At 70.8% G+C, this 22,309-nt stretch carries 24 protein-coding genes and 1 tRNA gene; 19 read left to right on the top strand and 6 right to left on the bottom strand.

All coding sequences use genetic code 11. The features are described from left to right. Nucleotides 1-21 precede the first annotated feature (21 nt). On the top strand, nucleotides 22-438 hold the full coding sequence (gene ndk, locus B2K11_RS05625) for a nucleoside-diphosphate kinase (RefSeq protein WP_163617264.1): 417 nt from the start codon (nucleotides 22-24) through the stop codon (nucleotides 436-438). A gap of 36 nt (nucleotides 439-474) precedes the next feature. Here ndk and B2K11_RS05620 read toward each other — a convergent pair whose 3' ends face one another. Beyond that, nucleotides 475-1,098 carry a vitamin K epoxide reductase family protein gene (locus B2K11_RS05620; RefSeq protein WP_163617263.1) on the bottom strand — a complete coding sequence of 208 codons (624 nt, stop codon included), beginning with the start codon at nucleotides 1,096-1,098 and terminating at the stop codon, nucleotides 475-477. Between the two features lie 342 nt (nucleotides 1,099-1,440). On the opposite strand from B2K11_RS05620, the gene B2K11_RS05615 reads away from it, so the two are divergent. Then, entirely contained in the window at nucleotides 1,441-3,783 is a 2,343-nt protein-coding gene (locus B2K11_RS05615) for an Rne/Rng family ribonuclease (protein ID WP_163617262.1), read from the top strand. A gap of 107 nt (nucleotides 3,784-3,890) precedes the next feature. Continuing rightward, nucleotides 3,891-4,988 carry a nucleotide disphospho-sugar-binding domain-containing protein gene (locus tag B2K11_RS05610; RefSeq protein WP_163617261.1) on the top strand — a complete coding sequence of 366 codons (1,098 nt, stop codon included), beginning with the start codon at nucleotides 3,891-3,893 and terminating at the stop codon, nucleotides 4,986-4,988. 4 nt (nucleotides 4,989-4,992) lie between these two features. Here the strand turns inward: B2K11_RS05610 and B2K11_RS05605 are convergent, their stop codons facing one another. Next, nucleotides 4,993-5,259: a DUF4031 domain-containing protein gene (locus tag B2K11_RS05605; RefSeq protein ID WP_163617260.1), complete on the bottom strand. Its 267-nt coding sequence runs from the start codon at nucleotides 5,257-5,259 to the stop codon at nucleotides 4,993-4,995. 157 nt (nucleotides 5,260-5,416) lie between these two features. Between B2K11_RS05605 and rplU the strand changes: the two genes are divergently transcribed. From rplU to B2K11_RS05560, 9 genes are all read left to right on the top strand, one after another. Next, the gene (gene rplU, locus B2K11_RS05600) at nucleotides 5,417-5,725 is read left to right on the top strand and encodes a 50S ribosomal protein L21 (RefSeq protein WP_204260017.1); all 309 of its coding nucleotides are present in this window, start codon (nucleotides 5,417-5,419) and stop codon (nucleotides 5,723-5,725) included. Nucleotides 5,726-5,745: 20 nt separating this feature from the next. Then, the gene (gene rpmA / locus B2K11_RS05595) at nucleotides 5,746-6,003 is read left to right on the top strand and encodes a 50S ribosomal protein L27 (protein WP_163617259.1); all 258 of its coding nucleotides are present in this window, start codon (nucleotides 5,746-5,748) and stop codon (nucleotides 6,001-6,003) included. Between the two features lie 122 nt (nucleotides 6,004-6,125). Further along, nucleotides 6,126-7,634 carry a GTPase ObgE gene (obgE, locus tag B2K11_RS05590; protein WP_163617258.1) on the top strand — a complete coding sequence of 503 codons (1,509 nt, stop codon included), beginning with the start codon at nucleotides 6,126-6,128 and terminating at the stop codon, nucleotides 7,632-7,634. Next, nucleotides 7,631-8,473 (top strand): glutamate 5-kinase, encoded by an 843-nt coding sequence (proB, locus tag B2K11_RS05585; protein WP_163617257.1) that lies wholly within the window; start codon nucleotides 7,631-7,633, stop codon nucleotides 8,471-8,473. The genes obgE and proB overlap by 4 nt, the downstream gene beginning before the upstream one ends. A gap of 138 nt (nucleotides 8,474-8,611) precedes the next feature. Further along, nucleotides 8,612-8,836 carry a hypothetical protein gene (locus B2K11_RS05580; protein WP_163617256.1) on the top strand — a complete coding sequence of 75 codons (225 nt, stop codon included), beginning with the start codon at nucleotides 8,612-8,614 and terminating at the stop codon, nucleotides 8,834-8,836. Nucleotides 8,837-8,845: 9 nt separating this feature from the next. Continuing rightward, the gene (gene nadD, locus B2K11_RS05575; protein WP_163617255.1) at nucleotides 8,846-9,442 is read left to right on the top strand and encodes a nicotinate-nucleotide adenylyltransferase; all 597 of its coding nucleotides are present in this window, start codon (nucleotides 8,846-8,848) and stop codon (nucleotides 9,440-9,442) included. Beyond that, entirely contained in the window at nucleotides 9,439-10,764 is a 1,326-nt protein-coding gene (locus tag B2K11_RS05570; protein ID WP_163617254.1) for a hypothetical protein, read from the top strand. Before nadD ends, B2K11_RS05570 begins: the two co-directional genes overlap by 4 nt. Then, complete coding sequence (gene rsfS / locus B2K11_RS05565) at nucleotides 10,764-11,144, top strand: ribosome silencing factor (protein WP_163617253.1); 381 nt, start codon at nucleotides 10,764-10,766, stop codon at nucleotides 11,142-11,144. Before B2K11_RS05570 ends, rsfS begins: the two co-directional genes overlap by 1 nt. A 71-nt stretch (nucleotides 11,145-11,215) precedes the next feature. Then, a tRNA-Ala gene (locus B2K11_RS05560) sits at nucleotides 11,216-11,288 on the top strand. Nucleotides 11,289-11,366: 78 nt separating this feature from the next. Here the strand turns inward: B2K11_RS05560 and B2K11_RS05555 are convergent. Then, nucleotides 11,367-12,026, bottom strand: coding sequence for a M15 family metallopeptidase (locus tag B2K11_RS05555; protein ID WP_163617252.1), 660 nt, complete (start codon nucleotides 12,024-12,026; stop codon nucleotides 11,367-11,369). 86 nt (nucleotides 12,027-12,112) lie between these two features. On the opposite strand from B2K11_RS05555, the gene B2K11_RS05550 reads away from it, so the two are divergent. The 7 genes from B2K11_RS05550 to B2K11_RS05520 are packed head-to-tail and all read left to right on the top strand — an operon-like array spanning nucleotide 12,113 to nucleotide 19,591. Then, a complete protein-coding gene (locus B2K11_RS05550) occupies nucleotides 12,113-12,793 on the top strand; it encodes a response regulator transcription factor (protein WP_163617251.1) in 681 nt (226 codons plus the stop codon). Then, the gene (locus B2K11_RS05545) at nucleotides 12,786-13,871 is read left to right on the top strand and encodes a HAMP domain-containing sensor histidine kinase (protein WP_204260016.1); all 1,086 of its coding nucleotides are present in this window, start codon (nucleotides 12,786-12,788) and stop codon (nucleotides 13,869-13,871) included. The genes B2K11_RS05550 and B2K11_RS05545 overlap by 8 nt, the downstream gene beginning before the upstream one ends. Before the next feature lie 53 nt (nucleotides 13,872-13,924). Beyond that, a complete protein-coding gene (locus B2K11_RS05540) occupies nucleotides 13,925-14,401 on the top strand; it encodes a VOC family protein (RefSeq protein ID WP_163617250.1) in 477 nt (158 codons plus the stop codon). Continuing rightward, entirely contained in the window at nucleotides 14,398-15,537 is a 1,140-nt protein-coding gene (locus tag B2K11_RS05535) for a PQQ-dependent sugar dehydrogenase (RefSeq protein WP_163617249.1), read from the top strand. The genes B2K11_RS05540 and B2K11_RS05535 overlap by 4 nt, the downstream gene beginning before the upstream one ends. Nucleotides 15,538-15,578: 41 nt before the next feature. Next, entirely contained in the window at nucleotides 15,579-16,664 is a 1,086-nt protein-coding gene (locus B2K11_RS05530; protein WP_239525754.1) for a putative zinc-binding metallopeptidase, read from the top strand. Next, nucleotides 16,661-18,337, top strand: a complete 1,677-nt coding sequence (locus B2K11_RS05525) for an acyl-CoA dehydrogenase family protein (protein ID WP_163617247.1) — start codon at nucleotides 16,661-16,663, stop codon at nucleotides 18,335-18,337. Before B2K11_RS05530 ends, B2K11_RS05525 begins: the two co-directional genes overlap by 4 nt. 51 nt (nucleotides 18,338-18,388) lie before the next feature. Further along, on the top strand, nucleotides 18,389-19,591 hold the full coding sequence (locus B2K11_RS05520) for a glycoside hydrolase family 3 N-terminal domain-containing protein (protein WP_239525753.1): 1,203 nt from the start codon (nucleotides 18,389-18,391) through the stop codon (nucleotides 19,589-19,591). A 1-nt stretch (nucleotide 19,592) separates the two neighbouring features. Here B2K11_RS05520 and B2K11_RS05515 read toward each other — a convergent pair whose 3' ends face one another. The 3 genes from B2K11_RS05515 to B2K11_RS05505 are packed head-to-tail and all read right to left on the bottom strand — an operon-like array spanning nucleotide 19,593 to nucleotide 22,308. Further along, a complete protein-coding gene (locus B2K11_RS05515; RefSeq protein WP_163617246.1) occupies nucleotides 19,593-20,465 on the bottom strand; it encodes a 3-methyladenine DNA glycosylase in 873 nt (290 codons plus the stop codon). A 45-nt stretch (nucleotides 20,466-20,510) separates the two neighbouring features. Continuing rightward, nucleotides 20,511-21,224: an SOS response-associated peptidase gene (locus tag B2K11_RS05510; RefSeq protein ID WP_163617245.1), complete on the bottom strand. Its 714-nt coding sequence runs from the start codon at nucleotides 21,222-21,224 to the stop codon at nucleotides 20,511-20,513. 28 nt (nucleotides 21,225-21,252) lie between these two features. Continuing rightward, nucleotides 21,253-22,308, bottom strand: coding sequence for a phosphatase domain-containing protein (locus B2K11_RS05505; protein ID WP_239525751.1), 1,056 nt, complete (start codon nucleotides 22,306-22,308; stop codon nucleotides 21,253-21,255). Nucleotide 22,309 lies beyond the last annotated feature (1 nt).

The raw sequence follows: 22,309 nt of genomic DNA, 5'->3' as shown, positions 1-22,309 counted from the left end.
CGATCCGAAACGGAGATCCGCATGGCCACCGAAGAGACCCTCGTCCTCGTCAAGCCCGACGGCGTCGCACGCGGCCTCACCGGCGCGATCCTCGCCCGCATCGAGGCGAAGGGGTACGCCCTCGTCGACATCCGGCTCGTGGAGCCCGACCGTGAGACGCTCGAGCACCACTACGCCGAGCACGAGGGAAAGCCGTTCTACGAGCCGCTGGTCGAGTTCATGATGTCGGGCCCCTCGGTCGCCATCCGCCTGGCCGGCAACCGCGTGATCGAGGGCTTCCGCTCGCTCGCCGGCACGACCGATCCGACGACGGCGGCTCCGGGCACCATCCGCGGCGACTTCGGGCGGGACTGGGGGCTCAAGGTGCAGCAGAACCTCGTGCACGGCTCCGACAGCCCCGAGTCCGCCGCGCGCGAGCTGGAGATCTGGTTCGGCTGAGCGTGATGCCGTCTGACCGCCGCGGCCCGGCGGCGGTCAGCCGAACAGCGTCTGCCAGATGTTGACGACCGCGTTCATCTCGAGCTGCGCAAGCAGCAGGATCACGGCGAAGCTCAGGATCGTCGCCAGCGGAACCCAGGCCATCAGCCGGTCGGCGGCGTGGCGGACGCGTTCCGTGGCGGGCACCAGGCCGGCACGGAGCAGGTGCAGGGTCACCGCGTAGAACGTGGGGATGGTGACCGACCAGGTCACCATGCACCACGGGCACAGCGTGTGCAGGTTGGGCGCGTAGATGCTCTGGCTGATGAGCCAGATGACGAGGCCGAACGCGAAGGCGATCCCTGCCCAGAAGCACCACCAGAACCAGCGCGCGAAGCGGGCACGGGCGAGGATCGCCATGCCGACGACGATCGGCGCGACCCAGCCGGCGATCCCGAGGATCGGGTTCGGGAAGCCGAACGCGCTGCCCTGCCACGAGTCGAGATTCGCGCTGCACTGCACCAGCACGCTGAGGTCGCACGACGCGATCGCGTCGGGATTCGCGAGCGCGTGCAGCTTCTCGATCGTCAGCGAGAAGGCGGCCCACCACCCGATGACTCCGGCGATCACGAGCCAGATGGCGAGTCCCGTCGGGCGGGTGTGGGTCTGCTGCTCGGGCATGCCTCGGATTATGGCATCGAGATCTGCACGGATGCCGCACCCGTCGCCGTGCCAAATCACGGTCCTACGGCGTGGGGGAGGGCCGCATGCGTCGCGAATGGGCATTCTGGCGGGGGAAGTGCGATAATGGGGGTCGATGACGCGCGGCCGCGCCGTGACGATCATCACCAGAAGACTTCAGGGCGACGAATGCCCTTGGCAGCGCGAGCATCCGCCTAGCGCCGGATATCCGCTGCAGACCGAGTGAGTTCGCGGCACCGCCCCGTCCAGAGGGCATGGGCGGCGCCGCACGAGATTTCGCCGGGCGACGCGCGGTGTCGCCCCGCTAGGAGTACGCCAGTGATGGCTGATGGAAACGATGCCGACTTCACCCCTCAGACCGAATCGGACGCCCCGCTGACCTCAGCGGGGGACGAGGTGACCTCGACCCCGGACGCGGACGCGTCGATCGGGTCGGCGCAGGCCGCCCCCGACACGGCGGCGCCGGGCGAGGCTTCCCTGCCCGCAGCGGATGCAGCGAACGCTGAGTCGTCCGACGACGACGCCGCGACCACGGTCGAGGCAGAGCCTGCCCCCGACGCCGAGGCTCCGTCCGAGCCTCAGCCCCAGCCGGAGGCTGAAGGGGCGCCCGACGCGGCGCCGCAGCCCCTCACCGCGGTGAGCCTCGGTCTGCTGCCCGAGGAGTTCGTGTCGGCGGTGTCGACGCAGCTCGTCTTCTACGCACCCGCGATCGCGCCGCTCCCGGCACGCTCCGGGCGTCAGCCGGAGGAGGAGGAGCCCGAGTCGGCCGCCTCGGCGAGCAGCTCCCGCCGGCGCAGCCGCCGTCGTGGTGGCGAGGGTCGGGACGAGGCATCCGCTCCTGCGGAGCCCGCACAGCCCCGTCAGCGGGCGGTCGAGCTCATCACCGAGCCGCAGCGCATCAAGGGGTCGACGCGCCTCGAGGCGAAGAAGCAGCGCCGTCGTGACGGCCGCGAGGCCGGGCGCCGCCGCGCCGTCGTGACCGAGGCGGAGTTCCTCGCGCGCCGTGAGTCGGTGGATCGCCAGATGATCGTGCGCTCGCGCAACGGTCGCATCCAGATCGCCGTGCAGGAGGACAACGTCCTCGTCGAGCACTATGTCGCGCGCAACCAGGACGCGTCGCTCATCGGCAACGTGTACCTCGGCCGTGTGCAGAACGTGCTCCCCAGCATGGAAGCCGCGTTCGTCGACATCGGGCGCGGTCGCAACGCCGTGCTCTACTCCGGCGAGGTCGATTGGGATGCCGTCGAGACGGGCAACCAGCCGCGCCGCATCGAGCTGGCGCTGAAGACCGGCGACCGCGTGCTCGTGCAGGTGACGAAGGACCCCGTCGGCCACAAGGGCGCGCGCCTGACCAGCCAGATCTCGCTCCCCGGCCGCTACCTCGTCTACGTGCCCGGTGGTGCGATGAACGGCATCTCGCGGAAGCTCCCCGACACCGAGCGTGCGCGCCTCAAGAAGATCCTCAAAGAGGTGCTCCCCGAGTCGTCGGGTGTCATCGTCCGCACCGCGGCCGAGGGTGCCACCGAGGATCAGCTCACCCGCGACGTGCAGCGCCTCACGAACCAGTGGGAGCACATCTCGAAGCAGATCGAGACGATCCAGGCGCCGGCGCTGCTGCACTCCGAGCCCGACTTGCTGGTCAAGATCGTCCGCGACGTCTTCAACGAGGACTTCTCGAAGATGCTCATCCAGGGCGAGGACGCGCACCACACCATCTCGAAGTACCTCGAGTCGGTCGCGCCGGACCTCCTCGACCGCGTCGAGCGCTACGAGGGCGACCAGGACCCGTTCGATGCCTTCCGCGTGACCGAGCAGATCGAGAAGGCACTGGACCGCAAGGTCTGGCTGCCCTCGGGCGGGTCGCTGGTCATCGACCGCACCGAGGCGATGACGGTCGTCGACGTCAACACCGGGAAGTTCGTCGGCTCCGGCGGCAACCTCGAAGAGACCGTCACCAAGAACAACCTCGAGGCAGCGGAAGAGATCGTCCGCCAGCTGCGCCTTCGCGACATCGGCGGCATCATCGTCGTCGACTTCATCGACATGGTCCTCGAGTCCAACCGTGACCTCGTGCTGCGCCGCCTCGTCGAGTGCCTGAGCCGCGACCGGACGAAGCACCAGGTGGCAGAGGTCACCTCGCTCGGCCTCGTGCAGATGACGCGCAAGAAGCTCGGCCTCGGCCTGCTCGAGACCTTCAGCGAGGCGTGCGAGGTCTGCGCCGGGCGCGGTGTCATCGTGCACCACGACCCCGTCGTCAAGCACCGCGCACCTGCAGCAGCTCCCGCCTCGGCACGTCGCCCGCGCGGCGGCGCGCCCGCGCCGGCGAACGGCGGCTCGAACGGCACGCACGTCATCACGGAGGGCGTGAAGTCCGCGCTCGCGCAGATCGCGGCATCCACGATCCACCACAACGACGAGGCCGCCGCGGCCGAGCCGGCCCCCGTGGTGGAGCAGGCACCCGCCGAGCGTCCCAAGAAGCAGCGCAAGAAGCGGCCGGACGCGGGCTCGAAGAAGGACTCCCGGACCGAGAAGGATCTGCTCCTGGACTCGGTGCTGAACGCCCTTCCCGAGCCCAAGGCGCCCGGTCAGGGACGCTCGCGGCGTCGCGTGACCACCGCGGCGCTGACCGGCACCCCGGTGCCGCACACGACGTCCGAGGACTGAGGCGCCCGCGCTCCCGGTGCGGCCTCCGCCGGACCGGGAGCGCGGACTCTGTCGCCGCAGGCGCGCGCTCGCTAAGGTGGGCGCGGGGCCGGGGAACGGGGGCCGCCATGGCGCGCTACGTGTTCGTGACGTGGGACGGCGGAGGCAACCGCATGCCCACCATCGCGATCGCCCACGCCCTCGTGCAGCGCGGCCACGCAGTGCGCGTTCTCGGACACGACTCGCAGGCCGCCGCGTACCGGGACGCCGGGCTGCGGTTCACCGCCTACGCCAGTGCGCCCGGTTTCGCGCTCGACCCGCGTCCGGCGGGGATGCTGCGGCTGTTCACCGATCGCGGGCTCGCGGACGACACGCTGTCGCAGCTCGCCGCTGACCCGGCGGACGTCGTCGTCGTGGACTGCATGCTGTTCGCCGTCCAGGACGTTCTCGACCGGATGGAGCAGCGCTTCGCCGTGCTCGAGCACACGATGCACGGCTTCCTGGTGCCCGGCTTCCGCGCACTCGGTGCGATGGTCTGGCCCCGCGGCCTGCGGGTGGGCCGGCCTCGGGCGCACGCGGCGCCGATCGTCGTGGCATCCGTCCCCGGTCTTATGACGCCGTTCCCGCCTCAGCCGGCGCTGTCGGCGTCGCCGGGTGCGGTCGTCTACGCCGGTGCGATGGGCCGCGCCCAGGGCGACGCGGCTCCGTCGGAGCCGACCGTGGTGGTAAGCCTCAGCACGTTCCGGTTCGCCGACCTCGCCGAGACGTGGCGGCGCGTGCTCGCCGCCGTCGACGGGCTCGACGCGAGGGTCGTGGCGACACTCGGACCGGCGATGTCGCCGCGTGAGGTCGCCGCTCCGCCGGGCGTCGAGGTGCATGAATGGATGCCGCATGACGAGCTGCTCCCACGCGCATCGCTGCTGGTGGGTCACGGCGGCCACGGCACGACGCTGGCTGCGCTCGCGCACGGGGTTCCGGTGCTCGCGCTGCCGCTGGACGCGACCTCGGATCAGCCGCGCATGGGGCGAGCCGTGGCGCGCGCGGGCGTCGGCGTCACGATGTCGCGCCGCGCCGAGCCCGCCGAGATCCGCCGAGCGATCGGCACGGCACTCCGTGACCGGGCGATGCGCGATCGCGCGCGCCGGCTCGGCGAGGCCATCCGCGGCTTCGACGGACCTGCTCGCGCGGCCACCGTGCTCGAGCTGTCGGCATCCGCGTCCCGCTGACGCGTCAGCGGCGATCGCGCGCCCGCACGCGGAGTCCCGAGGCGATCAGGCGCCTGACGAGCTCGTGGCCGGTGACGTGCTGCGCGCCCGCGGCGATCAGCCGGGCGTGCGCCTCTTCCGGCACGTCGTAGTGATCCAGGTCGAAGCCGCGGCGGGGGATCCCGTTCGCGGCGGCGAAGGCGTGGAGTTCGTCGAGGTCGGAATCGGTGACGAGATGCGCCCAGAGCCGGCCGTGCGCCGGCCATCGAGGATCGTCGATCAAGATGGCCACATGCAGATCCTACGGGCCGGACTCGCGACACGGTCGGGCGCGCTTTCGCGGTCTGTCCGAGCATCTGATAAAGTAGACCTTTGGTGCGTCGAGATATCCGCACCAAGTCTTTGATGACGTCATGAGCGCGTGCGCTCCCAGAAGAAACAGGTGTGAAGTGGTTTACGCAGTTGTGCGCGCCGGAGGCCGGCAGGAGAAGGTGGAGGTCGGCACCATCGTCGTCCTCGACCGCCAGGCCGCGAAGATCGGCGACAAGATCGAGCTCCCCGCGGTGCTGTTCGTCGACGGTGACGCCGTCACGACCGACGCCGACAAGCTCGCGAAGGTCACGGTGACCGCCGAGGTGCTCGGTGAGGAGCGCGGCCCGAAGATCGTGATCCAGAAGTTCAAGAACAAGACCGGTTACAAGAAGCGCCAGGGGCACCGTCAGGACCTCACGCGCGTCAAGGTCACCGGCATCAAGTAAGTCCAGGAAGAGACGCAGAGATGGCACACAAAAAGGGCGCAAGCTCCACCCGCAACGGTCGTGACTCCAACGCTCAGCGACTGGGCGTGAAGCGCTTCGGCGGTCAGCAGGTCCTCGCAGGCGAGATCATCGTCCGTCAGCGCGGCACGCACTTCCACCCCGGCGCCAACGTCGGCCGCGGTGGCGACGACACGCTGTTCGCTCTCGCCGCCGGTGCGGTCGAGTTCGGCAAGAAGGGCGGCCGCAAGGTCGTCAACATCGTGGCGGCTGCGCAGTAGCCTTCGACAGGCTCAGGCACCGCGAAAGTGGCGCAGATTTCCGGAAGGGGCGGGCTTCGGCTCGCCCTTTCTCTTTATTCGTTCCCGGGCGACCGGGAACATCAGAACGTCAGGGGGACCGCATGGTCACGTTCGTCGACCGAGTGACGCTGCATCTGCGCGCCGGCAAGGGCGGCAACGGCTGCGTGTCGGTCAAACGCGAGAAGTTCAAGCCGCTCGCCGGTCCCGACGGCGGCAATGGCGGTCACGGCGGTGACGTGGTGCTCGTCGCCGACCCGCAGGTCACGACCCTGCTGTCGTACCACCACTCGCCGCACCGCTCCGCCGGCAACGGCGGTTTCGGCATGGGCGATCACCGCTCCGGCGCAGCCGGCGAGACGCTCGAACTGCTCGTGCCGGTCGGCACGGTCGTCAAGGACGAGTCGGGAGAGACGCTCGTCGACATGATCGAGCCGGGCATGCGCTTCGTGGCCGCACCCGGTGGCCTCGGCGGACTCGGCAACGCCGCGCTCGCCAACCCCAAGCGCAAGGCGCCCGGCTTCGCCCTCCTCGGCACGCCCGGCTGGGAGGGCGACGTCTTCCTCGAGTTGAAGACGGTCGCGGATGTCGCACTCGTCGGCTTCCCCTCGGCAGGCAAGTCGAGCCTCATCGCGGCGATCTCGGCCGCCCGTCCCAAGATCGCGGACTATCCGTTCACGACGCTGCACCCGAACCTCGGCGTCGTCCAGGCGGGGGAGCAGCGGTACACCGTCGCGGACGTGCCCGGGCTCATCGAGGGCGCGAGCGAGGGCAAGGGCCTCGGGCTCGAATTCCTGCGCCACGTCGAGCGCTGCACGGCGCTCGTGCACGTCCTCGACTGCGCGACGCTGGAACCCGGCCGCGACCCGCTGAGCGACCTCGAGGTCATCCTCGCCGAGCTCGCCGCATACCCCGTCCCCGAGGGCCAGCTCCCGCTGCTGGAGCGCCCCCAGCTCATCGCGCTCAACAAGGTGGACGTCCCGGAGGCGAAGGAACTCGCCGACCTGGTGCGCCCCGATCTCGAGGCGCGCGGCTTCCGAGTGTTCGAGATCTCCACGGTGAGCCACGAGGGGCTGCGACAGCTGACGTTCGCACTCGGCGACATCGTCGCCCAGCACCGCGCGACGCTCGCTGCGACGCCGGCGCCGGAGCGCATCGTCATCCGGCCGCGGGGCACGCAGAAGGAGTTCTCGGTGCGTGTCGAGGGCGGCACCTACGGCAACATCTACCGCATCCTGGGCGACAAGCCGCTCAAGTGGGTGCAGCAGACCGACTTCCAGAACGAGGAGGCTGTCGGCTACCTCGGTGACCGCCTGGAGAAGCTCGGCGTCGAGCTCGAGCTGTTCCGCGCCGGCGCGACCCCCGGTGCGACCGTCGTCATCGGCGAGGGCGACGGCATCGTCTTCGACTGGGAGCCGTCGATCTCGTCGAACGCGGAGCTGATGGCCGCGCCGCGCGGCACCGATCCGCGTCTGCTGCGCGACACCCGCCGCACCACGTCCGAGCGTCGTGAGAAGTACCACGACATGATGGACGCGAAGGCCGAGGCGCGCGCCGAGCTCGAGGCCGAGCGCGTCGCGGAGCGCTACCGAAACGAGGAGGACGCCGAGTGAGCGCGCGCGAGCGCCGCGACATCCCGGCGGCTCGCCGCGTCGTCGTCAAGGTGGGCTCGTCATCGATCAGCGGCGACAACGCCCACAAGATCAAGCCGCTCGTCGACGCCCTCGCCGCCGCCCACGGGCGCGGCACCGAGGTCGTGCTCGTCTCCTCCGGTGCCATCGCGACCGGGATGCCGTACCTCCTGCTCGATGAGCGCCCGAGCGACCTCGCCACCCAGCAGGCGGCGGCAGCGGTGGGGCAGAACGTGCTCATCTACCGCTACCAGGACGCACTGCGCCCGTTTCGCATCGTCGCCGGTCAGGTGCTGCTCACAGCAGGCGACCTCGAGAACGCCATGCACCGCTCGAACGCCCGTCGTGCGATGGAGCGCCTTCTCGGGCTGCGGATCCTCCCGATCGTGAATGAGAACGACACGGTCGCGACGCACGAGATCCGCTTCGGCGACAACGACCGGCTCGCCGCCCTCGTGGCCCAGCTGATCGGGGCCGACGCGCTGGTGCTCCTGAGCGACATCGAGTGCCTCTACACCCGCCCGCCGGACGAGCCCGGCGCGACCCCGATCACGCGCGTGGCGTACGGCGACGACCTGCACGGCTTCGAGTTCGGCTCGGTGGTCGTCAACAGCGTCGGCACCGGGGGAGCGGCGACCAAGGTGTCGGCGGCGCGGCTGGCCGCGGCGTCCGGGATCGGCGTCCTCGTCACCAGCGCCGACCTCGTCGGAGAAGCGCTGTCGGGCGAGGAGATCGGCACCTGGTTCCAGCCCAACCCCGAGCCCGCGGCGCCCGCCGCCACGGGTCCGGTCCGCACCGCGGTCGACGCGCTGGGCGGATGAGAGTCGATTCCGGGGACCCATCGGCCTCTTCGACCTCACAGCGGGATGCGGCTCGCGCGGGGTGCCGGGCAGGTCCGCGCGTAACGGAATAGACTTGACCCGTCCCGCGCCCTCGCGGCGAACCCGAACGGAGCACGAATGACACTCGCCACGATCATCGCCCTCGCTGCTGAGGAGTCCGAGCACCACGGCAATGTCGCCCTCGAGACCGTCGGGTACGGCATCGTCGCGGTCGTGGTCTTCGCCGCACTGGCGCTCGTGACCCTGTCGTACCGCAACGTGGCGAACCGCCACTCGCACAAGGCGGAGGCATACGCGAGAGCCCACGCCGACGACGTACAGCAAGCGGGGCACGGTCACTGAGGCCGCTGGATGTCGGTGACGACGGCTCCGAGGGTCGGGGTGATGGGCGGCACGTTCGATCCGGTCCATCACGGGCACCTGGTGGCGGCCAGTGAGGTCGCGCAGTGGTTCGACCTCGACGAGGTCATCTTCGTGCCGACCGGCGAGCCCTGGCAGAAGACCGAGGTCTCGCCGAGCGAACACCGGTATCTCATGACTGTCATCGCCACGGCATCCAATCCCCGATTCACCGTCAGCCGCGTCGACATCGACCGCGACGGCCCGACCTACACCATCGACACGCTCCGCGATCTGAAGGCCCAGCGGCCGGACGCGGAGCTGTTCTTCATCACGGGCGCGGACGCCATAGCGCAAATTCTCAGTTGGAGAGACCATGATGAGTTGTGGGACCTCGCCCACTTCGTTGCCGTCTCCAGGCCCGGACACGTTCTGAACACGGACGGACTGCCCAGCGACGATGTCAGTCAGCTCGAGGTCCCCGCCCTCGCCATCTCGTCGACGGACTGCCGTGATCGAGTTCAGCGAGGACACCCCGTGTGGTACCTCGTGCCCGACGGGGTCGTCCAATACATTGCGAAGCATCATCTCTACCGGAGCAAGGAATGAGTACACCCGAGCACCCGGCAACGCCAGCCCTCACCCGTAAGCAGATCCGCGAACTGCGGAACACGGGATCCAATCCCGTGATCTCGGACGACCCGGAGTCGGACGAGCCCGTCGAGGCCTCGGCCGCGCCGGTCGAGCCCGCGCCGGTCGCAGAGCCGATCTCGCCGCCGCCGTCGCCGTTCTCCGGCGCACCCATCACTGCGGCGCCCTTCGCCGCGGCGCCGGTCACGGCAGCGCCCCTCACCGCGGCGCCCTTCGCCGCAGCGCCGGTCACGGCTGCGCCGTTCCCACGGCCTGCGGAACCCGCCGCCGTCGCGCCGGCACCCATGCCCGATTCTGCGGTCGATCTCGGGGTATCCCCGCTCACCCGTCGTCAGGCGCGCCAGCAGGAGCGCATCCGCACCGCCTCGGTGCCCGTCATCACCCCCGAGGTCGTCGCGGCCCATGCGGCGGCGACGTCGGGAGCGGTCCCCGCGTTCGCATTCCCCGTCGCGCCCCCGCCGGCCGCGCCGTTCCGCGAGACCGAGAGCCCGCTGGTCACCGCACCTCCCGACGACTCCGAGGTGACGACCGACAGCGGAATGCACGCGCTGTTCGGCATGCCGCCCGAGTCCGAGCCGGTGGCGCCGGCGCCGGCGCCGAGTTGGCAGCAGCCGGCCGCCGCAGCATCGGTGGCCGTTCCCGCGTTCTCCGCGGCGCCGCAGGCGCCCGAGCTCCAGGAAGCGGACGAGGACGAGGACGAGCCGTTCGCGGATGTCTTCGGCTACGCCCTGACCGCCGACGAAGAGGCCGTCGACGAGCCGGCCGCCGCGCCCAAAGCGGTCAGCCCGCTCCTCGGCGCCAGCCTCCTCGACGCGGCGCCGGCCGCACCGGCGCCGACGGCTGTCGAGTTCCCGCCGTCGTTCGACCAGCTGCTGTCGCGGACGACCGGATCCATCGCGATTCCCAACACGTTGATCGTCTCGCAGGCGCCCGAAGTCGCGCCGCTGGTGGCTCCCGTCACCGCGACGGGCGAGGTCATCATCACCGGCACGTTCAATCTGCCGGAGGGTCTCGGCTCGACGGGCCATGCCAAGGGCACGGCCGACGGTAAGGAGATCGACGCCACGCTGGTCGACGGCGAGCTGCCGTCGCATTCGTCGCCGACGCCCATCGCCGCCAGCGCCGCCGTGAGCACGGCCAAGACGCCGGGCGAAGTCATCAAGCCACCCACGCCCGAGAAGGGCGGCAAGCTCATGATGTCGCTCGCCATCACGGCGGGCGTCCTCGCCCTCGCGCTGGTCGGCGTCCTCATCCTCGCCTTTGCGACAGGAGTCTTCTAATGGTCGCGAGTGCGCAGTCACATGACATGCTGCAGATCGCCGCAGCCGCGGCGGACTCGAAGGGCGGCGAGGACCTCGTCGCCCTCGACGTGTCGGAGCCCCTTCCGCTGGTCGACATCTTCCTGCTCGTCACGGGGCGCAGCGAGCGCAACGTGGCGGCGATCGCGGACGAGATCGAGGACAAGCTCCTCGAGGCCGGCTACAAGCGCCTGCGCCGTGAAGGACGCCAGGAATCGCGGTGGGTGCTGATCGACTTCGGCGACCTGGTGGTGCACGTCTTCCACGAGGAGGAGCGCATCTACTACGGGCTCGAGCGACTGTGGAAGGACTGCCCCGTCGTGCCCGTCGATGTTCCCGCGCCGGCGGCCGCCGAGGACTGACGCTGGTTCGGAGCACCGCTCGGAATGTTGTAAGCTTGACGAGTTGCCCCGCGAGAGCGGGAGCATCATCCGGGCCTGTGGCGCAGCTGGTAGCGCACCTGCATGGCATGCAGGGGGTCAGGGGTTCGAGTCCCCTCAGGTCCACCGAAAAGGCCGCCCGATCAGGGCGGCCTTTCGGTTTTCCCGTCGCGCCGACACTGTCTTGTCGGCGACCTGCGTGCCTCACCCCTGCATCCGGGGGTCCGCGGTCGGATCGGCGTACGGCGCGGGGCAGCCGCGACTGATGGCATCGGCGCGCAGTTCGAAATGCCACGACTCGTTCTCGTAGGTCTGGCAGAGTCCGTACCCGGCGCCGTGGGCCGACAGCCAGGCGACGGCGTCGAACGACCCGATGTCGATCGCCTCGCCGGCGACGTGCGCCGAGGTGGCTGCCGTGGCGACCCAACGGGCCGCCTCCGTCTCGGAGCCGTACTGCGCCACCGCCTGCTGAAGAAGCCGGTCCTGGTATTCGGCCGATCGCCAGCCGCTGTTCACGTGGATCACGATGCCCTGCTGCCCGGCATCCTCCGACGCGTGCCGCAGCGCATCGAGCAGAGCGGGGGTGAGGCGCGCGATGCCCGCGTATGCGCCGGCGGACACCGTGACGCCGCCGGGAAGCAGCCCGTCCGCTTCGGTGATCGCGCCATCGGCGGCCGCAGCATCCATCGCCCCTGTCGCCGGTGGATGCGCGGCCGTACCCGGGTCGCCGGGGCCGGGCGCGCCGGCACCTGCGGCCGACTGGTGGACGGCAGCGCCGATGGAGACCGCGCACACGACGACCACTGCGAGGATCAGCCTCCGGAGAACCGCGGGTCGCGTGCGCGTGTGAGCTGTTGCAGTCATGCTCCCACCCCACGCGGGCGGGTGTTGCGACGGCGTATGCGGTTTCGGATAGGGGGACGATATGCGCCGGCTCGTACCATCGGAGCATGCGCGTGCTGGTGGTGGAAGACGAACTCCTCATGGCCGAGGCCATCCGCGACGGCCTGCGTCTCGAGGCGATCGCGGCCGACATCGCGGGCGACGGCGACACGGCACTGGAGCTGCTGTCCATCAACGCCTACGACATCGCGGTGCTCGATCGTGACATCCCGGGACCCTCGGGCGACGACATCGCCGCGCACCTCGTGGCCTCGGGGAGCGGCATCCCGATCCTGATGCTCACCGCTGCGGACAGGATCGACGACAAGGCCACCGGCTTCGGTCTCGGCGCGGACGACTACCTCACCAAGCCGTTCGACCTGCAGGAGCTCGTCCTGCGCCTGCGCGCCCTCGACCGTCGGCGCGCGCACAGCCGGCCGCCGGTGCGGGAGATCGCGGGGCTGCGGCTGGATCCGTTCCGCCGTGAGGTGTACCGGGACGATCGGTACATCGCGCTCACCCGCAAGCAGTTCGCGGTGCTCGAGGTGCTGATGGGCGCGGAGGGCGGCGTCGTCAGCGCGGAGGATCTGCTCGAGCGGGCGTGGGACGAGAACGCCGACCCGTTCACCAACGCGGTGCGCATCACGGTGTCGGCCCTGCGGAAGCGACTCGGCGAACCGTGGGTGATCGCCACCGTTCCCGGAGTCGGGTACCGGATCGAGGCGGGTGGAAGTGCCGGCGGTGAGTAGGGAGCCGGGGCTCAGCGTCCGGCTCAAGCTGACACTGAGCTACGCGGGGTTCCTGATGGTCGCGGGCGGGGTGCTGCTCGCGATCGTGTGGGTGTTCCTGCTGCGCTATGTCCCCAACGGGCCCATCACCGGTCCCGGCCCGTTCGTGCCGAACCGCGGCGACCTCATCCGCGCCTTCGCGCCCGCTGCGGTCTGGGCCCTGCTGTTCCTCCTCGCCTTCGGACTGCTGGGTGGGTGGTTCCTCGCCGGGCGGATGCTGGCACCCCTGAGGCGGATCACAGATGCCACGCGCCGGGCCGCGGACGGCTCGCTGTCGCATCGGATCGACCTCGAAGGCGCCGACGACGAGTTCCGCGAGCTGGCGGACAGCTTCGACGCGATGCTGGCGCAGCTCGAAGCCCACGTGGCCGAGCAGCGCCGGTTCGCCGCAAACGCCTCGCACGAGCTGCGCACCCCGCTGGCGATCACGAGGACGCTGCTCGACGTCGCCCGCAACGACCCCGACCGCGACGTCGATGAGCTGATCCGCCGGCTGGCGATCGTCAACACCCGAGCCATCGGCCTGACCGAGGCGCTGCTGGTGCTGAGCCGGGCCGACCAGCGGTCCTTCACCCGGGAGGACGTCGATCTGTCGCTCGTCGCGGAGGAGGCCGCCGAGGCGCTCCTGCCGGTCGCAGAAGCGCGTGGCATCACACTGCGCACGCACGGCGGCGTCACTCCCGCGTCCGGCTCACCCGCACTGCTGCTGCAGCTGGCGTCGAACCTCGTGCACAACGGGATCGTCCACAACCTGGCTGAGGGCGGCACGGTCGACATCGTCACATCCGTCCAGTCGGGCGCCGCCGAGATCGCGGTCGAGAACACGGGGGAGACGCTGAGTCCGCAGCTCGTCTCGACCCTGGCAGAGCCGTTCCAGCGGGGAAGCGAACGCATCCGCACCGACGACCACGCCGGCGTCGGCCTGGGCCTGGCCATCGTCCGGAGCATCGCCGGGGCTCACGGCGGGACGCTGACGATCGTCGCGCGGGCCGAGGGTGGATTGCGGGTCGCGGTGCGGCTTCCCCTGCGGCAGGCCTGACCACCCGGATCCACCCATTGCGTGCGCGGGTCGCGTCGGCGAAGGTGGGACCCATGAGCGCAGTCACCCCGTTCCTGTGGTTCGACGACGCCGCCGAGGAGGCGGTCACGTTCTACACGGCGCTCATTCCCGACTCCGAGGTGGTGAGCATCGACCGCTACCCCGACGAGGTCCCCGGAATGGGCGGGAAGGTCATGCACGTGCACTTCCGCCTGGGGGGCCGGGACTACTTCGGAATGGATGCCGGACCGCAGTTCCCATTCACCGAGGCGTTCTCGCTCTACGTGCCCTGCCGGACTCAGGCCGAGGTCGACCGCTACTGGGACGCGCTGACCGGGAACGGAGGTCAGGAGCAGCCGTGCGGGTGGCTCAAGGACCGCTGGGGCCTGTCATGGCAGATCATCCCCGACCGCCTGGTCGAGCTGATCCGCCACCCCGACCCCGACATCGCGCATCGCGCCGTGCAGGCCATGCTCCGCATGCGGCGCATCGACCTCGCCGCGCTCGAGGCCGCCGTGGCGGACGGATGACGAGACATCCTTCGCGGGCGGCGATCGGATGCCTCCTCGTGGTGCTGATAACGGCCTCCGGCTGCAGCGCCACCACCCCGCGACCGGCTCCTCCCTCGCAGGCGGCCACGATGGGGCCGAGCGCCTCGCCGACGAGCGAGGGCCGGTGGCGCGTCGGGAAGGTGACCGGCACGCTCGCGTCCGGCCTCGCCGCGCCCTGGTCGGTGGTGCCCCTCGCCGACGGCGGCGCGCTCGTCTCGCAGCGCGATGACGGCGCCGTGCTCGAGCTGACGGCAGACGGAGCGCTGCACGAGGTGGGCGCTGTGCCGGGTGTCGTGTCGGGAGGCGAATCGGGGCTGCACGGACTCGCTCTGCTGACGACCGGCGACACACCGATGCTCTTCGCCTACTTCGGTGCCGCGGACGACAATCGCGTGGTGCGGATGCCGCTCGACGGCGAGCCGGGATCGTTCGGGCTGGGCGAGCCCGAGGTGGTGCTGGACGGCATCCCGCGCGCGAATACGCATGATGGCGGGCGTCTCGCGTTCGGCCCGGACGGCTACCTGTACGTCACGACAGGCGACGCGCAGCAGCGTGACGCCGCGCAGGATCCCGACGCCCTCGGCGGTAAGATCCTGCGCATCACGGAGGACGGCGCTCCGGCGCCGGGCAACCCGTGGGGCACCCGCGTCTGGTCGATGGGGCACCGCAACGTGCAGGGCATCGCGTGGACCGCCGACGGCGCGATGTGGGCGAGCGAGTTCGGACAGAACACGTGGGACGAGCTGAACCGCATCGAACCCGGCGCGAACTACGGGTGGCCGCTCGTCGAAGGCATCGCCGGCCGGGAGGGCTTCGTTGATCCGGTCGCTCAGTGGGCCACCAGCGACGCGAGCCCCAGCGGCATCGCCGCTGCCGGCGACACAGTGTTCGTCGCGGGTCTGCGCGGCGAGCGGCTCTGGCAGGTCGACACGCGGGCGGACGGAGCGGTCGACGATCCCATCCCGGCCTTCGCCGGCGAGTACGGGCGTCTCCGCGACGTCGTCGCAGTGCCCGACGGGTCGCTCTGGGTGCTCACGAGCAACACCGACGGGCGCGGCTCGCCGGGGCCCGATGGCGATCTGCTGCTGCGCGTGGAGCTCGTCCCGGCGGCATGACGCATGCCTCCGCTCCCACGCGCGCACGCTACGGTGAGACCGTGAGCTCGCAGCCCCGCTGTCCGCATTGTCGCCACTTCGTCTACCTCGACACCCTGCGGTGTCCGAACTGCGAGGGCGAGATCGGCTATCACGTGCCGACACGCGAGTTCCACGGCATCCGTCACGATCAAGCCGTCATCGACGGTGAGACCTGGTACACCTGCTCGAACCGCGACTGGGCCTGCAACTGGCTGGTGTGGGAGAACGCGCCGGCCGGCCGGTGCTTCTCGTGCCGGCTCACCCGTCGCCGACCGGCCGGCAACGACACCGTCGCGCTCGAGAAGCTCGCGAAGACCGAAGAGGCGAAGCGTCGCCTGATCCTCCAGCTCGCCGACCTCGGGCTGCCGATCGTCGGCTGGGACGTCGAGAAGGGCGGCCTCGGGTTCGACCTCATCTCGAGCCTGTCCGACGGCAAGCCCGTCACGATCGGGCACTCCAACGGCATCATCACGATCGACCTGGCCGAAAGCCTCGACGATCGTCGCGAGGCGCTCCGCGTGCGCCTGGGCGAGCCCTACCGGACGATCCTCGGGCACCTCCGCCACGAAGTAGGTCACTACTACCAGAACGTGCTGCTCACCGATGACGCCCTGTGGGCGCGCTGCCGTGAGCTGTTCGGCGACGAGCGCTCCAGCTACCGCGACGCGCTGAAGCATCACTACCGGGTGGGCGCTCCCTCCGACTGGAGCCAGTCGTTCATCTCGGAGTACGCCACCATGCACCCGTGGGAGGACTTCGCCGAGACGTTCGCCCACTATCTCCACATCACCGGCACCTTGCAGACCGCGGCGGTCATCGGCATCCATCTCGATGCGTCGGTGACGAACCTCCGCGACACGGATGTCGTGCCGCTCGCCTCGTACGAGCGGGAGCCGATCCAGCGTCTGCTCACCGACTGGGAATGGCTGTCGCAGGGCTTCAACCGCATCAACCGTGCGATGGGCTTCGGCGACCTGTATCCGTTCAAGATCGTCACACCGGTCCGCCACAAGCTCGAGTTCGTCCACGACATCGTGACGCGGGCGCCGCTCAGTCCCGGCGAGCAGTACGCCCGCGCGATGGCGGTGGAGACGGAGCGGTCATGACCTCGTTCGCGCGAGGCCAGCGGGTGATCGGCGCGGCGACGCACTACGTCGAGAACCAGCCGCCCTGGCGCGTCGACGTCGACGAGTACGCGCTCAACGTGCCGCTGGGCGGCGCGGTGCGCGCGTTCGGCGCCGACTGGGCCGAAGACGCGCTGCGCGAGGCCGGGGGAGTCGTCGGTTCGGGCTCGTTCCAGCGCGACGCGGAGCTCGCCAGCGTCCACACCCCCATCGCGTACCCGCACGACCGCTGGGGCTACCGCCTCGACGAGGTCGAGTACGACCCGTCGTATCACCGCGTGATCGGCGAGGCCATCGCCCGTGGAGCGCACACCTCGGCATGGGCCGACCCGAAGCCGGGCGCGCACGTCGCGCGCGCCGCCATGTTCATGCTCTTCGCCCAGGTCGAGCCCGGGCACGCCTGCCCGGTCTCGATGACCCATGCCGCCGTCGCGTCGATCGAGGGCTCGCCGTGGATCGCCGACACCTGGCTGCCGCGCCTGTACTCGCGCGAGTACGAGCCGCGCCTCATCGTGGAGGGCGAGAAGCGCAGCGCGCTCATCGGCATGGCGATGACCGAGAAGCAGGGCGGATCCGATGTGCGCGCCGGCACCACGGTCGGAGAGTCGATGGGCGGTCACGCGTACCAGCTCACCGGCCACAAGTGGTTCTGCTCGGCGCCGATGTCGGACGGATTCCTCGTGCTGGCGCACACGCGCAGCAGCGGCGTCGATGAAGGGCTGACGTGCCTGTTCGTGCCGCGCGCCCTGCCGCACGGCATGCGCAACGTGTTCCGCATCCAGCGGCTGAAGGACAAGCTCGGCAATCGCTCCAACGCCTCGGCGGAGGTCGAGTTCGACGGGACCGTCGGATTCCTCGTCGGCGAGCCCGGCCGCGGGGTGCGCACCATCATCGAGATGGTGCAGCGCACGCGCCTCGACTGCGTGCTGGGCACTGCGGCGGGCATGCGGCAGTCCCTCGCCGAAGCGCTGTGGCACGCGCGCGGGCGAGAGGCGTTCGGGGCGCCGCTCGTGGACCAGCCGGCGATGACCGGCGTGCTCGCCGACCTCGCTCTCGAGTACGAGGCGGCGATGCTCACGGGCATGCGCCTCGCGCAGCTCTTCGAGGCCGAGGCATCCGATCGCGATGTCGCCCTTCGTCGCCTCGCGACGCCCGTGTCGAAGTACTGGGTGTGCAAACGCGGCCCCCATCACGCCTACGAGGCGCTGGAGTGCCTGGGCGGCAACGGGTACACCGAAACGTTCCCGCTCGCCCGCCGCTATCGCGAGCAGCCCGTCATGGCGATCTGGGAGGGCTCGGGCAACGTCATCGCCCTCGACGTGCTCCGGGCGCTCACTCGTGACCGCGACTCGGGCGAAGCCTTCGCCGACGAGCTCGCGAGCACCGCCGGCGCCTCCGTCGTGCTCGATCGCCACGTCGACCGCACGCTGGGCCTGCTGCAGCGGCTGACGGCGGATCCGGACGCGGCCGCGTCGCAGGCCCGCCGCCTGAGCGAGGATCTCGCACTGGCGTTCCAGGCGTCGCTCATGCTCCGGCACGCGCCCGGCCGCGACGCCGAGGCGTTCATCGCCGCTCGCGTGGGCGAGGAGCGCGGGGCGCAGTACGGCGTGCTGCCGATGGGGACGGATGCCGCGGCCATCGTCGCGCGCCACTGATCACCTGGTCGTTCCCAGATGCTTTGCACCGGACACGCTTAGGCTTGCCCGGTGACTTCTGCGCCGCGCTTCGCCCTGCTCGCGGTGGTCGTGGCGCTCGCCGCGGTGTGCACGTCGTGCGCCTCCAGCCCGGCTGTGCGACCGTCTGCGTCGCCGTCAGCGACGGTGTCGGCAGAACCGGAGCCGTCGCCGACGCCCGAGGCGACGCCGGCCGAAGCGGCCGTGGCGGCGATGTCGCTGCGCGAGCGCGCGGCGAGCGTCGTGATGGGCCACATCCCGACCACGGATGCCGCCGCCCTCCACGCCTACATGGAGTCGTCCGGCGCCGGCGGGTTCCTCCTGATGGGCGCGAACATCCCGGGCGACGAAGCGGCGCTCCAGACGATCACCGCCGCGCTGACGGTGGACCCGGCACGGCCCCCGCTGGTCGCGATCGACCAGGAGGGCGGCGACGTCTCGCGCCTGCGGTGGGACACCTTCCCCGGGCCCCTCGAGCTGCAGCAGGCCGACCCGTCCGCGGCCGAGGCGGCGTTCGCCGGCCGCGCAGCTCTGGTGCGGCAGGCCGGGATCTCCGTGAACTTCGGCATCGTGGCGGACGTCACGCCCGACACCGGCTCGTTCATCCATCGGCGCGTGCTCGGCGCGACGCCCGACGCCGCATCTGCCCGTGTGGCCGCCGCCGTGCGGGGCGAGGAGGGCTCGGTGTTCTCGACGCTCAAGCATTTCCCCGGGCACGGCGCCGCCCCCGGTGACTCGCACACGGCGATCCCGTCGACGGCACTGACGCTGGACCAGTGGCGCGCGGCCGATGCCCTGCCGTTCCAGGCCGGCATCGACACCGGCGCTGAGCTGCTGATGTTCGGGCACCTCGCCTACACCGCCGTGGATCCCGCGCCGGCGAGCCTCTCAGCCGAGTGGCACCGGATCGCGCGGGAGGAGCTGGGCTTCGACGGCGTCACCGTCACGGACGACCTGGGAATGCTGCAGGGCTCCGGCCAGCCGCAGTACGCGGATCCCGTCGCCAACGCCGTGGCCGCGCTTGCCGCGGGCAACGACATGGTCCTGACGGTGGTGTATTCGACACCCGACACCGCGACGCGGATCATCGACGGCATCGTCGCCGCCGTGGAGTCCGGCGCGCTGCCGGCCGACCGGCTCGAAGACGCCGCGATTCGCGTGATCGAACTGCGATTCGCCGTCGCCGAGGCGGGCGGGGGCGACCTGCCCTGCACGACCTGCGCCCCTGCAGAGTGACTCAGCCCGCGACCACGTCGACCAGCCGCTGCCTGATCGCCCTGCCGCGATCCGCGAACGTTCGCTGGGCCCGCACGTAGGCGGCCTTGCCCTCGGCCGTCTCGATCGGCACGGCGTCGTAGCCCCAGCCGGCGAGGTCGTACGGCGAGGCCCGCATGTCGAGCACCCGGATGTCGCGGGCGAGCTCGAACGCATCGAGGAGCAGGTCCCCCCGAACGAGGGGACCGAGCTTCACCGCCCACTTGTACAGGTCCATCCCGGCGTGAAGGCACCCGGGCTGCTCGAGCTCGGCCTGCCGTTCTCGGGTCGGCGTCTCTCGATTGCGCGGCGCGGCCTCGGGCGTGAAGAAGCGGAACGCGTCGAAGTGCGTGCAGCGCAGCTCGTGCGCCTCGACCACCGCGTCGGTCTCGTCCCGCCCGAGCCGCAGCGGCACGGGATGCCGGTGCTGCGGCTCGCGGTAGACCATCGCCCACTCGTGCAGGCCGAAGCAGCCGAAGCCCGGAGGCCTGTCGGCCGTGGCGCGGAGGATCCTGCCGACGTTCGCGACGAGGGCGCCGCGATCGGCACGGAAGCCCGCACCGTCGACGGCGATCGAGCCCTCTGTCGCACCGGAGCGATACCAGCGCCAGCCGGATCGGGCGTCGGCCGCGGCATCCGCCAGCTCCACGCCCTCGCCGGGGTGCCACCGGTGCAGCACCGACGGCTTGTACGAGTAGTACGTGAAGAGGAAGTCCTCGACGGGATGCGCCTCGCCGCGGCTCGCCCGCTCACGATGCGCGCGCGTCAGCGCGCGGGCGCGCTCCTCGTGTTCCGCTTCACGCGCACGCCAGACGTCGCCGGCGAGCACCGGAGCGGCAGGGGGCGCGATCGTCACCGTTCGAGGATACGCGGCGGCGCCGCTGCTGCTGCGGTGAGACGTTCAGGACTCGACCGGCTCGATGAGCTCGGGGGAGTTGTTGCGAACATTGCCCACGGCCTTCGAGACCTCGTGATCGGTGAGCGTGTCGGCCAGGGCCGGGGCCGCGTCGATCGCCGCGTCGAGCACGTCGCGGACGTTGTCGGTGGTGGGGTCGAGCCACGCGTCGGCGTGATCGGGATCCAGGAAGAGCGGCATGCGATCGTGGATCGATCCGAGATGCCCGATCGAGTCCCTCGTCAGGATCGTGAAGCTCAGCAGCCAGCGCTCGGGGTCGTCATCGCCCTTGGTCTTGTCGCGCCACCATTCGTAGAGTCCCGCGAGGAACAGCGGCTCGCCGTCGGCCGGATGGATGAAGTGCGGGGTCTTCACGCCGTCGACGTTCATCCACTCGTAATAGCCGGATGTCGGCACCACCGCCCGTCGCTTCTCTAGGGCGCTGCGGAACATGGGCTTGTCTTCGAGCTCCTCGGAGCGGGCGTTGAACGCGCGCGCCCCGACCTTGGTGTCTTTGGCCCAAGACGGGATCAGCCCCCAGCGGGCTGCTTCCAGCCGCCTGGTGGGCGGCTCGGTCTTGGCCGAGTCCAGCACGATCGCGACACGATCGGTCGGCGCGACGTTGTACGACGGCGCGGGAAGGTCCTCGCCCTCGACATCGACACGAAGCACCCCGACGAGCTCGGGACCGGCACTGGCCACTACGAAGCGTCCGCACATGCGGCCAGCCTACGCGCGGGCTCCGACGTCAGACGGCTGCGGTGCCGGTGCTCCCGAGGACGCCGACGCCCTCGAGCCGCTCCAGGAGGCCGGCGCCGTCGTTGTCGCTCACCCAGGGCACCTCGGCCGCGGCGTGGTCGTTGACGGCCGTCCGCCCACCGGCGAGGACGGCCTCAGCCGGGGAGAGGCGGCGGATGGCGACCGCGACCACCCGGGAGGGGTGCTCGTCGGTGAAGGTCGTGTAGATGGCGTCGTCGTGCTGACCGTCGTCGCCGACCAGGAGCCACCGCACGTGCGGGAACTCGTCGGCCAGGCGCCGCAGGTTCGACAGCTTGTGGGCCTTGCCACTGCGGAACCAGCGGTCGTGCGTGGGTCCCCAGTCGGTGAGCAGGAGCGCGCCCGGGGGGAAGACGTGGCGACTCAGGAACCGGATCAGGGTCGGCGCGATGTTCCAGGCGCCGGTCGAGAGGTACACCAGGGGCGCGCCTGGGTTCTCGCGCACGACGCGCTCCATCAGCACCGCCATGCCGGGAACCGGCTGACGGGCGTGCTCGTCGACGACGAAGGAGTTCCAGGCCGCGAGGAGCGGACGGGGGATGGCCGTCACCATGACGGTGTCGTCGACATCCGACACGATGCCGAACTTCACGTCGGGGGCCACGATGAACGCCCGCGTCTCCACCGGCTCGCCACCCTCGACCGACATCGTGAACGTCTGCCAGCCCGGCTCCAGCGCCGCCGGCAGGCGCGTGTCGATCACACCGCCGCGGTCGGCGACGACCACATGATCGACTCCCGCGATCGCCACCGTGACCTGCGCGTAGCCGATCGGAACGGCCACGAAGCTGCGCCAGCCGCGGACACCGGCGTACTCTCCGGCCTCGGAGACCTTCGCCGGCGGGACGATCATGACGCGCCCCAGCACGCGGACCCAGCCGGGCCCCCCGTAGCCGGGGAACGGCGTCACCGTCGGCTTCTGGCCCCGTCGGCGCGCACGGCGTTCGCGCCATGCGTGGAACCGGTATTCCAGGCGCGCCAGCCAGAGGACCTTGGCGCGCACGGGCGGGAGAACGGTCTGCGGCACC

The organism is Microbacterium sp. B35-30 (assembly GCF_010634855.1).
In the GTDB taxonomy this organism is placed as follows: Bacteria; Actinomycetota; Actinomycetes; order Actinomycetales; family Microbacteriaceae; genus Microbacterium.
The sequence above is the reverse complement of the archived record's forward strand: the minus strand, read 5'-3'. Positions and strand labels throughout refer to the sequence as shown.

What these genes read in the sequence shown, in the direction of transcription:
- ndk (WP_163617264.1), top strand. Translation starts at nt 22, where the DNA reads ATGGCCACCGAAGAGACCCTCGTCCTCGTCAAGCCCGACGGCGTCGCA.
- B2K11_RS05620 (WP_163617263.1), bottom strand. Translation starts at nt 1,098, where the DNA reads ATGCCCGAGCAGCAGACCCACACCCGCCCGACGGGACTCGCCATCTGG.
- B2K11_RS05615 (WP_163617262.1), top strand. Translation starts at nt 1,441, where the DNA reads ATGGCTGATGGAAACGATGCCGACTTCACCCCTCAGACCGAATCGGAC.
- B2K11_RS05610 (WP_163617261.1), top strand. Translation starts at nt 3,891, where the DNA reads ATGGCGCGCTACGTGTTCGTGACGTGGGACGGCGGAGGCAACCGCATG.
- rpmA (WP_163617259.1), top strand. Translation starts at nt 5,746, where the DNA reads ATGGCACACAAAAAGGGCGCAAGCTCCACCCGCAACGGTCGTGACTCC.
- obgE (WP_163617258.1), top strand. Translation starts at nt 6,126, where the DNA reads ATGGTCACGTTCGTCGACCGAGTGACGCTGCATCTGCGCGCCGGCAAG.
- B2K11_RS05580 (WP_163617256.1), top strand. Translation starts at nt 8,612, where the DNA reads ATGACACTCGCCACGATCATCGCCCTCGCTGCTGAGGAGTCCGAGCAC.
- nadD (WP_163617255.1), top strand. Translation starts at nt 8,846, where the DNA reads ATGTCGGTGACGACGGCTCCGAGGGTCGGGGTGATGGGCGGCACGTTC.
- B2K11_RS05570 (WP_163617254.1), top strand. Translation starts at nt 9,439, where the DNA reads ATGAGTACACCCGAGCACCCGGCAACGCCAGCCCTCACCCGTAAGCAG.
- rsfS (WP_163617253.1), top strand. Translation starts at nt 10,764, where the DNA reads ATGGTCGCGAGTGCGCAGTCACATGACATGCTGCAGATCGCCGCAGCC.
- B2K11_RS05555 (WP_163617252.1), bottom strand. Translation starts at nt 12,026, where the DNA reads ATGACTGCAACAGCTCACACGCGCACGCGACCCGCGGTTCTCCGGAGG.
- B2K11_RS05550 (WP_163617251.1), top strand. Translation starts at nt 12,113, where the DNA reads ATGCGCGTGCTGGTGGTGGAAGACGAACTCCTCATGGCCGAGGCCATC.
- B2K11_RS05540 (WP_163617250.1), top strand. Translation starts at nt 13,925, where the DNA reads ATGAGCGCAGTCACCCCGTTCCTGTGGTTCGACGACGCCGCCGAGGAG.
- B2K11_RS05535 (WP_163617249.1), top strand. Translation starts at nt 14,398, where the DNA reads ATGACGAGACATCCTTCGCGGGCGGCGATCGGATGCCTCCTCGTGGTG.
- B2K11_RS05525 (WP_163617247.1), top strand. Translation starts at nt 16,661, where the DNA reads ATGACCTCGTTCGCGCGAGGCCAGCGGGTGATCGGCGCGGCGACGCAC.
- B2K11_RS05510 (WP_163617245.1), bottom strand. Translation starts at nt 21,224, where the DNA reads ATGTGCGGACGCTTCGTAGTGGCCAGTGCCGGTCCCGAGCTCGTCGGG.